The organism is Bacillus sp. JJ1609 (assembly GCF_036967045.1).
Classification (GTDB): Bacteria; Bacillota; Bacilli; order Bacillales; family Cytobacillaceae; genus Mesobacillus.
In genome coordinates, this window is record NZ_JBALSS010000040.1 from 18,912 (window position 1) to 30,302 (window position 11,391).

At 41.7% G+C, this 11,391-nt stretch carries 13 protein-coding genes; all 13 read left to right on the forward strand.

Annotation, left to right across the window (positions count from 1 at the left end):
* The first annotated feature begins 90 nt into the window (after window positions 1-90).
* Window positions 91-1,587 carry a DEAD/DEAH box helicase gene (locus tag V7654_RS22290; protein ID WP_438825337.1) on the forward strand — a complete coding sequence of 499 codons (1,497 nt, stop codon included), beginning with the start codon at window positions 91-93 and terminating at the stop codon, window positions 1,585-1,587.
* The gene (locus tag V7654_RS22295; RefSeq protein ID WP_335433036.1) at window positions 1,584-2,300 is read left to right on the forward strand and encodes a ComF family protein; all 717 of its coding nucleotides are present in this window, start codon (window positions 1,584-1,586) and stop codon (window positions 2,298-2,300) included. Before V7654_RS22290 ends, V7654_RS22295 begins: the two co-directional genes overlap by 4 nt.
* A 34-nt stretch (window positions 2,301-2,334) precedes the next feature.
* A complete protein-coding gene (locus V7654_RS22300; RefSeq protein ID WP_335433037.1) occupies window positions 2,335-2,736 on the forward strand; it encodes a TIGR03826 family flagellar region protein in 402 nt (133 codons plus the stop codon).
* Window positions 2,737-2,838: 102 nt separating this feature from the next.
* Complete coding sequence (flgM, locus tag V7654_RS22305; RefSeq protein WP_335433038.1) at window positions 2,839-3,102, forward strand: flagellar biosynthesis anti-sigma factor FlgM; 264 nt, start codon at window positions 2,839-2,841, stop codon at window positions 3,100-3,102.
* A gap of 15 nt (window positions 3,103-3,117) precedes the next feature.
* On the forward strand, window positions 3,118-3,567 hold the full coding sequence (locus V7654_RS22310) for a flagellar protein FlgN (protein ID WP_335433039.1): 450 nt from the start codon (window positions 3,118-3,120) through the stop codon (window positions 3,565-3,567).
* 25 nt (window positions 3,568-3,592) lie between these two features.
* Entirely contained in the window at window positions 3,593-5,161 is a 1,569-nt protein-coding gene (gene flgK, locus V7654_RS22315; RefSeq protein ID WP_335433040.1) for a flagellar hook-associated protein FlgK, read from the forward strand.
* A gap of 11 nt (window positions 5,162-5,172) precedes the next feature.
* Window positions 5,173-6,063 carry a flagellar hook-associated protein FlgL gene (gene flgL / locus V7654_RS22320; RefSeq protein ID WP_335433041.1) on the forward strand — a complete coding sequence of 297 codons (891 nt, stop codon included), beginning with the start codon at window positions 5,173-5,175 and terminating at the stop codon, window positions 6,061-6,063.
* A 55-nt stretch (window positions 6,064-6,118) separates the two neighbouring features.
* Complete coding sequence (locus V7654_RS22325) at window positions 6,119-6,673, forward strand: DUF6470 family protein (protein WP_335433042.1); 555 nt, start codon at window positions 6,119-6,121, stop codon at window positions 6,671-6,673.
* A gap of 13 nt (window positions 6,674-6,686) precedes the next feature.
* Complete coding sequence (gene fliW / locus V7654_RS22330) at window positions 6,687-7,136, forward strand: flagellar assembly protein FliW (RefSeq protein ID WP_335433043.1); 450 nt, start codon at window positions 6,687-6,689, stop codon at window positions 7,134-7,136.
* A 5-nt stretch (window positions 7,137-7,141) separates the two neighbouring features.
* Window positions 7,142-7,363, forward strand: coding sequence for a carbon storage regulator CsrA (gene csrA, locus V7654_RS22335; RefSeq protein WP_335433044.1), 222 nt, complete (start codon window positions 7,142-7,144; stop codon window positions 7,361-7,363).
* A gap of 149 nt (window positions 7,364-7,512) precedes the next feature.
* Window positions 7,513-8,322 carry a flagellin gene (locus V7654_RS22340; RefSeq protein WP_335433045.1) on the forward strand — a complete coding sequence of 270 codons (810 nt, stop codon included), beginning with the start codon at window positions 7,513-7,515 and terminating at the stop codon, window positions 8,320-8,322.
* A 324-nt stretch (window positions 8,323-8,646) separates the two neighbouring features.
* On the forward strand, window positions 8,647-8,781 hold the full coding sequence (locus tag V7654_RS22345) for a flagellin (protein WP_438825338.1): 135 nt from the start codon (window positions 8,647-8,649) through the stop codon (window positions 8,779-8,781).
* A gap of 221 nt (window positions 8,782-9,002) precedes the next feature.
* Window positions 9,003-11,391: Calx-beta domain-containing protein (locus tag V7654_RS22350; protein WP_335433046.1), on the forward strand; the 2,389-nt coding region annotated here is incomplete at its 3' end.

Consider the following 11,391-nt stretch of genomic DNA (forward strand, 5'->3'; position numbering starts at 1 on the left):
GAATTTTATAAAGTTATAAACAAATTAACCCACATAATCCACAGAAAAATAGTGTTATCCACATTAAAATCCACAGGAGATGTGATTAAGTTGAAATTTTCGCTGAAAAACGGCCAGTTAATCCCCAGAACGAATCATTTTGAAAAAGAAGAAACCTACCCAATCATTAAGATTCCTAAAATTCATCTGGTACCACAGAACCCTTCATTCAAGGTTAATCCACAATTACAAAACATGCTAGCTGGTAAACAGCTGTTGGTTGATGATCTTCCATTTTTAAAAGAGGAAATTCAGGAGCATTATGGAAACGGGTATGTAACCTATCGTAAAGGCATTGAGGTGCAAAATAAACATTTGAAATGTTTGAGGTGCGGTACCACGGATTCCGCCTGGTTTGCGAAATTTCCTTGTGCCCGCTGCGGGGAGCAGGATGTTTATTGCCGCAAATGCTTGATGATGGGGAGGGTGAGCGGGTGCACCCCGCTTGTCAGCTTGGTGGGAGATGGTCCTGAATTTCCTGTGGATAACAATCCGCTTCACTGGGAAGGTCAGTTATCCGAGGGACAAGCCACTGCTTCCCAGCGTGTGGTGGAAGCTGTCAATTTATCTTCGGAGCTTTTAGTTTGGGCAGTTTGCGGTGCGGGAAAAACTGAAGTTTTATTTGCGGGAATTGCTCAGGCATTATCCACAGGGAAGCGGGTTTGTCTTGCTACGCCGCGTACTGATGTTGTGCTGGAGTTGACTCCTCGATTGAAAAAGGTATTTCCACACACTCAAATCGCCTCCTTATACGGCGGAAGTGAGGACCGTCATGAGTATGCACAACTTACAATCTCCACCACTCACCAACTGCTTAGATTTTACAAAGCCTTTGATGTCATCATTGTCGATGAGGTTGATGCTTTTCCTTACTCAATCGATGAAACCCTTCAGTATGCCGTCCAGCAATCAAGAAAACCCCAATCATCGCTCATCTACCTGACAGCGACACCAAGCCAGAAATGGCAGCGCGAATGCCGTCTTGGTAAAAGAGAATTTGTCACGATTCCCGCCCGATTTCACCGACATCCTCTGCCGGTTCCGAGATTTGAATGGTCAGGAAACTGGGAGAAAAAGCTTACCAAAGGAAAACTTCCACCCAACATCATGAAATGGATTGAAACCCGGCTAGCCAACGGCAAACAAGCTCTCATTTTTGCCCCGAAAATCGCTTCAATGGAAAAAATACTTCCAATCCTTCAAAAGCTCAACCCACTAATAGAATCCGTCCACGCAGAAGACCCCAGCCGAAAGGAAAAGGTCATGAAAATGCGCAATAAGGAAATTCTGCTGCTGTTAACAACTACGATACTCGAGCGAGGTGTTACTTTTCCGAATATCGATGTCACCGTCATTGGTTCCGAGGATCGGATCTTCACCGAAAGCGCACTTGTGCAAATTGCCGGGCGTGCTGGCAGAAGCTCTGATTACCCAACCGGAGATGTGACGTTTTTTCATTATGGTAAAACAGAAGCGATGGTCAGTGCCAGGAAGCAAATCATCATGATGAACAAGGAAGGAATCAGGAAAGGACTGATTGACCTGTGAGTATTTGGGAAGGTGATCACTGTCTGCTATGCCATGAGGAAATACAACCGGAAGTTTCGTGGGGAAGTATTTTTGGGAAAGAGGAAACGCCTAAGATTTGTGGTGAATGCTCCTTAAAACTAGTGACAATCCATGGAGAGACCTGTTCGATTTGCGGCCGTCCATTTGCTGTGTTGGAACTTGAGTACCGTCTCGGCAGCATTTGCCTCGATTGTAAGCGATGGGAGGATGATAAAAAGTGGATCGGGAGCCTTGATAAGAACATATCCTTGTTTAGCTATGACAATTTTACAAAAGAAGTGATAGCAAGATTTAAATTCCGCGGTGACTATGTGCTTGCCGGGGTTTTCTCATCAGGGTTTCGAAAAGCATTGCAAGCTTTCCAATATGATTATATAGTTTCGATTCCGTTAAGCGAGGAACGACTTTACGAACGTGGCTTCAACCAAGCGGAAGCGATTATTCGTACTGCAGGCTTCGAACCAATTCAGTTATTAACTAGGATTCACACTGAAAAGCAGTCAAAGAAATCACGCCACGAACGGATTCATCTAGAGCAAGTATTCAAGGTCGAAACAGATCTTGATTTACGAGGTAAAACTATTCTGCTTGTTGACGATATATATACTACAGGCTCAACGCTGCGACATGCAGCAAAGCTTTTAAAAGAAAACGGAGCTGCCAAAGTGTTTTCGTTAACTTTGGCGCGATAAGCTCGATTGAGATAAAATTGAAGGAGGAAGGACTGTGGACCTTTCGAATTGCCCTGAATGCGGCGAAATATATATAAAAAGCAAATTCCGAGATGTGTGTGAAAAATGTTGGCGTGAGGAAGAGGCGGCGTATGACACCGTCTATAAATATATGAGGAAGCGGGAAAACCGCGCTGCGACAATGCTTCAAGTGGTTGAAGCAACTGGAGTTACAGAGGCACAAATCCTCAAATTCATTAAAAGCGGAAAGCTGCAAATCACACAATTCCCCAATCTGGGATATCCATGCGATAAGTGTGGGAAGATTATTCGCACGGGAAAGCTTTGTGAAGGCTGTGCTAGTGAAATCCTCAATGATTTAAAGAATCATGAACGCGAAGAAGAATTTAAGCAAAAGATGAGTAGCCATAAAGCCACTTATTTTACAAGGAATTAAATATGACAAAAGTCGTTATTTTACATTAATACTAAAGTTATTAGGGATATATCCGATAATATGGACATACAATCCTGAACTGTTTGAAAGCGAGGGGTATTCATGAAAATTAATAATTTTGGAACACACAGAATCAATCCATACAACCGACAGATGAATAAATTAGACGAACTGAAAAAAGCAGAAAAACCAGTGGATAAGGTGGAGATTTCTTCAACCGCAAAAGCGATGCAGCAGGTTTCAGAAGTGGAACAGCAGCGAGCGGAGAAGGTTGAAGAGCTGAAAATCCAGGTTGAAAACGGCACTTATAAGCCAAACCCCAAAGATATTGCGAGAAGCATCGCGGACTTCTACTTCAAAAAATAAGGCCGGGTGAAGCATATGAGCATCAATCAACTTATTGAGAGCATGGCCAAGCTTTTGAAGCTGCATAAAAGCCTGCTTGAACTGGCGCTTAGGAAGACTGGGATTCTGGAAGCTGAAGATGTCGCGGCCCTTTCTGAACTATTGAAGGAAGAACAGGCGCACATTCTTGCGATTGAAAAAATAGAGGCTGAACGTAGTCGGAATGCAGGGAAGAGGATGTTGAATGAGCTTCTTGAAAAAATGCCTGATCCTGAGAGAGCGACTTTAGCGGAAATCAGTCAAGAACTAAAGGAAGTCATCACACGAATACAGGTGCAGAATGAATTAAATCAGGGGCTGATTACGCAGTCATTGAAGTTCATTTCTTTTTCAATGAGCCTAATTACTCCTTCTCAAGAAGAGTTCAATTACGGGAAGAATGAACTGGCCCCTACTGGCAAGAGCCTGTTCAATTCAAAAGCGTAAATTTAACACTGGAGGAAGTCTTATTATGAGTTCGACCTTTATGGGATTAGAAACAGCAAGGCGCGGGATGTTCACGCAGCAATCCGCTTTACATACGATCGGACATAATATTGCAAATGCGAACACACCTGGTTACTCAAGACAGCGGGTTAACTTCGCCCAGACGGAGCCTTATCCATCTGCTTCAATGAACAGGCCAAATATACCTGGCCAGGTTGGTACAGGGGTCAAAGCGGATTCCATTCAGCGCATTCGCGAAAGCTTCCTTGATGTCCAGTATCGCAATGAAACGAATAAGCTTGGATATTCATCATCAAAGGCCGAAGCCTATCAGAAGATGGAGCAGATCATGAATGAGCCATCCGATTCTGGACTTGCCAATACGATGGACCAGTTCTGGCAGTCGCTGCAAGATCTGGCTGTAAATCCCAATAATGAGGGAGCAAGATCCGTTGTCCGCCAACGTGGGATTGCTGTGACGGAAACGTTTAATTATTTGCATCAATCGCTGATGGCTGTCCAGAAAGACATCGGAAATGAAATCAATGTGAGTGTAAACAAGGTCAATTCGCTTGTAAAACAAATCCATGGTCTCAATGAGCAAATTGGAGACGTTGAGCCGCACGGTTATCTGCCAAATGATCTCTATGATGAGCGCGACCGGTTGATTGATGAACTATCTTCAATTGTGAATATTAAGGTCGATTATGCTGGTTCTGGCGGAAATGCTCACTCAGGTGCTGAAGGGAAAGCTGTAATTAAACTAGTAAGCGACTCTGGCAAACAGCACGCGATTCTTGTAGGAAATGCCGGATATAACGAAATTTCCGTTAATAAAGATGGTGTTGACAGTTCTGTAAAAACCATCACTGTCGGCAATACGAATATTAACTTCAATGAACTGCAATCGAGCGGCAAGCTGAAGGGTCTGGTAGAAGCCTTTGCTTATGAAAATAAAGAAGGCACTAGTACCGGGGTTTATGCAGATATGCTAAAAGAATTGGATAACCTTGCCTACACGTTTGCGTTGGAGTTTAATAAAGTCCATAAGGCAGGCTTAAGCCCCAACGAAATCAGGGGTACAGAAGAAACGGGCCCGATGGCAGAGGATATTGAATTCTTTGCTGATGCTAAAAACACGGATATTACGGACCGGAATGGCTTTGCCGGCAGGATTGCTGTTGGTGACAAAATTCATGCAAGCCTCGATAATATCGCGACTGCAACGGGCGATGACCCTTCAACAGCTACACTTGGTGACGGTACAAATGTTATTAACCTAGCAAATGTCCTGACTAAGGCATTTGACTACGGCAATGACTCGGAGTTGTCCGATTTCCGCAACTATTATGAAGGTGTCATTGGCGGAATGGCAGTCGAGTCTCAGGAAGCAAACAGGATGACTGCGAATAGTGAAACATTGCAGCTGGCCGTTGAAAATAAGCGCGAGTCTGTAAGCACGGTTTCACTTGATGAAGAAATGACGAATATGATTCAATTCCAACACGCATACAATGCATCGGCAAGAATGATTTCCCTCCAGGATGAACTTCTTGATAAAATCATCAATGGCATGGGAACCGGCGGAAGGTAGAGGTGAAATAAATGCGAATTACACAATCAATGCTATCCTCCAACTCGCTTAGGAATTTGAGTGAGAGCTACCGGAGAATGGGGAAGTATGAGGACCAGCTCGCAACAGGCAAAAAGATCACGAAACCTTCCGACGACCCGGTTGTTGCGATGAAGGGTATGTATTATCGCTCAAATTTGACTGAGGTAGAACAATATAAACGCAATCTTTCCGAGCTGTATCTGTGGATGGATAACTCGGAGGCAGGTATTGACCAGGCAAACAGCGCGCTGCAGCGTGTTCGCGAACTGACGATCCAGGGTAAAAACGACACGAACAGCCCTGATGACCGTAAGGCAATTGCCCGCGAGATTGATCAGCTAAAGAAGAGCCTTGCGGCCACAGCTAATACGCAGGTCGGAGGCAGATATATCTTCCACGGCACAGACGTCATGAAGCCTGTAGTTACTTCAGAGGAACCCGTAGTAGTTGCTGGCAACCTAACTAATGAAGAAATCAATAATTACCAGGTTGAAGTCTCTCGCGGAGTCTTTATGAAAGCGAACGTTAATCCAGGCAATGTATTTAATCAAGAAATGTTCGATACCGTCCAGAAAATCCAGGATCAGCTTGAAAGCGGTGATCCTCAAGAGCTTGATCAGCTGCTAAATGGCCTTGATAATGCAATGAACACATTATCCGCAGAACGGTCAGAACTCGGTGCCCGCTACAACCGTCTTGAAATGGTCGAAAGCAGACTTGGACAGCAGGAAGTGATGGCAACCAAGGTCTTGTCCGATAATGAAGATGCTGATATCGAGCGCGTCATTATGGACCTGAAATCTCAAGAGAGCGTTCATCGCGCTGCGTTGAGCGTCAGCGCACGTATTATCCAGCCGACCTTGATGGATTTTCTAAGATAAACTAAAGCCTTATCAAACTATTTGATAAGGCTTTTCTTATAGTAGGGGGTTACCTATGAATATACCGCAAATACGAATGGAATCTACTTTTGCAAAAATTGGCATGGAAACGAGCCAGGGAGAATTCCAAATCGAACAGCCTCGAGCAGATATGAGGATTGAGCAGCCTAAAGCAGAGATGATGGTTGACCGGAGACCGCCAAGGCTCACAATCGACCAGACAAGGTCATTTGAGGATGTTAACCTGAAAAGTGTTTTCCGGATGACGGAGGACGCTGCTCAAGCAGGCTATCAGCAAGCAATGAACGCTATCGCCAGCAGAGCCCAGGAAGGTGACGAGCTGATGATGATTGAATATGGCTTTTCAGCAATTTCGAACCAGGCGCAGCGAAACAGCGAAACACCACCAGCGGATTTCAATATTGGCTGGATTCCATCTCACAACAGTGTCAAAATAAATTATGACCCAGGCGAAACGAGGATCAATTGGAACACTCGCCCGGTTAATATAGAAGTAGCGCCAAACAAGCCAATCATCAACTATTATCCAGGGAAGACAGACATCTATTTGCAACAGAAGAATTCACTGATGATCGATTTTGTACTCTAAAGGAGACTTTAAGATGAGACTTACTACGAAATATCATAATGAAGTTGAAGTAAACGAAGCAGAGGTTTTGCACTTTGAAAAAGGGATTCCAGGATTTCCTGATGAGAAGAAATTTGTCATTCTGCCACTGAATGAAGACGGATCATTTTCTGTAATGCAATCGGTAGAAACAGCAGGACTGGCTCTAGTAATTGCAAGCCCATTTGATTTTTTCAAAGACTATGATTTTAGGCTGGAAGATTCTGTTGTCGAAGAGCTGGCGATTGAGTCAGAGAAAGAAGTTTTGGTTTATTCAATCCTAACTGTAGAAGATCCTTTTGATAAAACAACCGCAAACCTTCAGGCTCCAGTCATCATCAATAAATCAAATAACAAAGCAAAGCAAGTAATCCTTGTTGAAGAAGGCTACAAGACAAAGCACAAACTGTTCGGAAAAACAGAGCTGCATAAGGTAAAGGGGTGAGATGAATGCTCGTACTGACACGTAAAAACGGCGAAACGATCAAAATCGGTGACGACATCGAAATCACCGTCATCTCATCCAAAAACGACCAGGTAAAAATCGGCATCAAAGCACCAAAAAACATTGAAATACTTAGGAAAGAAATCTACGAACAAATCCAGGAAGAAAACCAGCAAGCATCAAAAGATATTACAAATCTTCTAATGAACCTAAAGACCCAAAAATAAAAAATATTTTTCAAAAAACTATTAAACAAACAAAACCTCCAGACGATAAATAAATTGTAAGGGGAAATAAGGGCGGCCGACCTTATCAACTGAACTAATTTAAAAGGTTCACAAGGATGTGAACCATACATTCAAGGAGGAAAATTATAATGAGAATTAACCACAATATTGCGGCGTTGAATACTCACCGTCAGTTGAGCAATGCGTCTGGTGCACAAGCAAAATCAATGGAAAAATTAGCTTCCGGTCTTCGTATCAACAAAGCAGGGGACGACGCAGCAGGTTTAGCTATCTCTGAAAAAATGCGTGGACAAATCCGCGGATTAGACATGGCAGCAAAAAACTCACAAGATGCGATTTCTATGATTCAAACAGCTGAGGGAGCATTAAACGAAACTCACGATATCCTACAGCGTATGCGTGAGCTTGCTGTTCAATCATCCAACGATACTAATACTAATACTGACCGTACTCGTTTACAAGAAGAAGTGGACGAGTTAGCTAAAGAAATTACAAGAATCTCGAATAACACTGAATTCAATACTCAGAAATTGATTGATGGAACAAAGGATAGTACAGCTGTAGCTCCAGCTACAATAGGTACGGCCTTAACTTTCCATATCGGTGCAAATGCAAGTCAAAACATTACTCTTGATATTAAAGCAATGGATGCAACAACTTTGGGTGTTGCAGGTGCTGGAGCTACTAACGCGGCTGCTTCTATTGCAGGTGGAGATGCAGTTACCGTAGATGGTATTTCCGTATCAACTCAAACAGCTGCTGATACAGCTATCACTTCTATCCAAACTGCAATTGATACAGTATCTGCTGAACGTTCTAAGTTAGGAGCTTATTCTAACCGCTTAGAACACACAATCAACAACTTGAACACTTCATCTGAAAACCTAACTGCTGCGGAATCTCGTATCCGTGACGTTGATTATGCTTTAGCTGCTTAAGCAGTGACAAGCACAGTCGTCCTGACTGGTAACGGTCAGAGATCATTATCGGGTGAATTGCTGGAAACCCCTTAGAGCTTTCTTCCCCACAGCGGAGCTGGAAACGGCAAACGTAATGGGTTGAAAAGAAGAAGGATTGGGCAATCAGCAGCCAAGCTCCTGTCTTGAAAAAGTGGAGAAGGTTCAACGACTAGGATAGACCATCTAAGGCGAAAGCTATGATGATGAAATCCGTAGGTGAAGCAAATTTGATTCGAATTGCTGATCCGAAGTGCCCGACCCCTAACAGGTTAAGCTGAGGGTGAAGATGTAGTCTAGTCATTTATGAAAGTAAATGTTCGCGCGATGGCGAAAGAAATGATGAATCAAACTAAGAATTCAATTCTTGCTCAAGCATCACAAGCTATGCTAGCACAAGCAAATCAGCAGCCGCAGGGAGTTCTTCAACTTCTTCGTTAATTAATGTCTTTAAAAACGACCACAGGATTGCCCTTTGGTCGTTTTTCTATATAGATTATATAGTTCGATATTACTGTATCAATCAGACTAATAGACATGGAGTCTATGGCACAATTTCTGTTTTTGCATACTTATAAAATTTAATTTTTTACGGGGGTGGAATCTTAGTACTAATTTTATCTTTAGTATTAAGGTGAAAAATGAGGAAGATAGCACAATCTTTGTTTGTTGTATTTTTAATAAATATACTTTTACTGCCGAACTTTACTTATGCTTTGGAAGCCTGGTTATCTCCTAAATTAGTAGAACTAAACCTGGCTCCTAATGAAAGTGCGGATTTCAACTTAACGTTTACCACTGGTACTCCTCCTGTAAAAAAACTAGATGTTGTTTTTGTTTTTGACACTACTGGAAGTATGGGCGGAGAAATAGAAAATGCAAAATCAAGATCAATCGAAATAATGAATAATATTAGCAGTAAAGTAGAGGATACTACTTTTGGCGTGGCATCCTTCCGTGATTATCCTAGTTCTTATGATTATTCAGGCTACTCCTCTACTTATGGTGGGTCAACTGATGCACCGTTTTACATAGACCAAACTTTAACGAACGATATTAGTCTTGTTTCCTCTTCTATACAAAAACTTTATGCAGATGGTGGCTATGATTGGCCAGAGAGTTATACGAGGGCTTTGCACGAGGTTTCAAAAAGCAGTATGAAGTGGAGAGAAAATTCCAAGAAGGTCATCATTTTAATCGGCGACGCCCCAACTCACGACTCTGACTATGCAGGATACAACTTTGGTGGAGATCCTGGAGAAGATGGAATAGCTGGTACTGATGATGATTTAGATTTTGAAACTGTAGTCACCTCATTAAGAGATAAAGAGATGATGGTCCTAGCATTACAAGCAGGTTCTTCGGTTGAGGCGGAAGCAACATTAAAAGGCGCTTCCATAGGTTATAGTGAGCTTGAAGGAACAAATGGACAATATTATGCGTTAACATATTCTAGTGAAGTATCCAGTAAGGTAATAGAGATGGTTAGTCAGGAAGTATTAAATATAAAAGAGCTTTCTTTTAATGTACCTGAGGAATTTCAATCTTGGTTCTCCTTTAGTCCATCAAACTTCACTAATGTAGGGCCGAGAGAAACTCATACAACAAAAGTAAATGTTCAAATCCCATCTGATGCAATAGATGGAATTTATGAAGTACCTATAAGTATTAAAGGTGATGGATACTTACTTGATACTTCTCTTGTGAAAATTACTGTTAATCAAAATTCTACAACAGAACAATCAGTTGAATTTATAACTCCAAATTTTGGGGTTATAGAAAATGAAGGTAATGTAACCTTAACATTAATGAGAACAGGTGGATTAGAAGGAGAATATATTGTACACTATTCTACTTTTGATGATACTGCAAAAGGAAATGAGGATTATCACTCAATTAGCGGTACCGTTACTTTCTCTTCGGGTGAAAAATTCAAATCTATTATTATCCCAATAATTAATAATGGTTTTTATGAGGATAAGGAGGAATTTAGCGTCATCTTAAGTGATCCATCTCCGGGTTTATTGATAGGTGATCCTGCATCAGCAACAGTAACTATAGTAGATGATGAACAGAATTACCCGGGAACTCTTGAACTAATTAGTTCGGAATTTTCGGGATATGAAGGTGACGACCTTGAGATGACTGTTCAAAGACATTCAGGATCCGATGGAACTGTTACGGTTAATTATGAATTAGTTGATGGTTCTGGAAAGGCTGGACTTGACTTTATTAAGTCTAATGGACAGCTAACCTTTAATGAGGGTGAAACTTCAAAATCATTCCATGTAAAGATTTATTCAGATGATATTGAAGAGTTGGATGAAAATGCCTATATTAAACTTAGCTCTCCGAGTAATGGAGCAATACTAGGTTTAAATAGTACAGCGATATTGGCTATAAAAAATAAATTTGATGATAGATTACAAGTAAATCCCACTGTAGTTGATTTAAAACCAGGAGAAAGTAAGTCATTAGGAGTTTTCTTTAAACAGGAAGATGGATCTTATAATGATGTAACTACGGATTCTAGTGTTACTTATGTAAGTGATAATAATAAATTATTAGTAAACAAGGGTGAAATTGTAGCATCCAATTTACTTGTTCCTGGTACCTATAAGATAATAGTGAGCTATCAGGATGTAGTAAAACAAGTATCTGTAAATATTCTACCACCTCCAACAGTAGAAAATATTATTGTGAATCCTGAAAATATTGAACTGGCTCCGGGGAAAAGCGTACCGTTCACAGTCACAGCTATAATGAGTGACGGAACAATGAAAGAAGTAACAACGGACAGTTCGACCACATACGAGATTAGCAACAGCAAAATTGTAAGAAACGTAGATACCCTAGTAGCGTCAAACCTAGCCCCGGATGGATTAGAGGCAACAGTAAATGTTAGCTATGGTGGGGAAGAAGCTACTATGAACGTATTGGTAAAGAAAACAGAAGTCACGGTTGAAAACCTGACAGCTAGTCCGGAGAATATCACAGTGGCACCAGGAAAAAGTGTGCCGTTCACAATCACCGCAAACATGAGTGACGGAA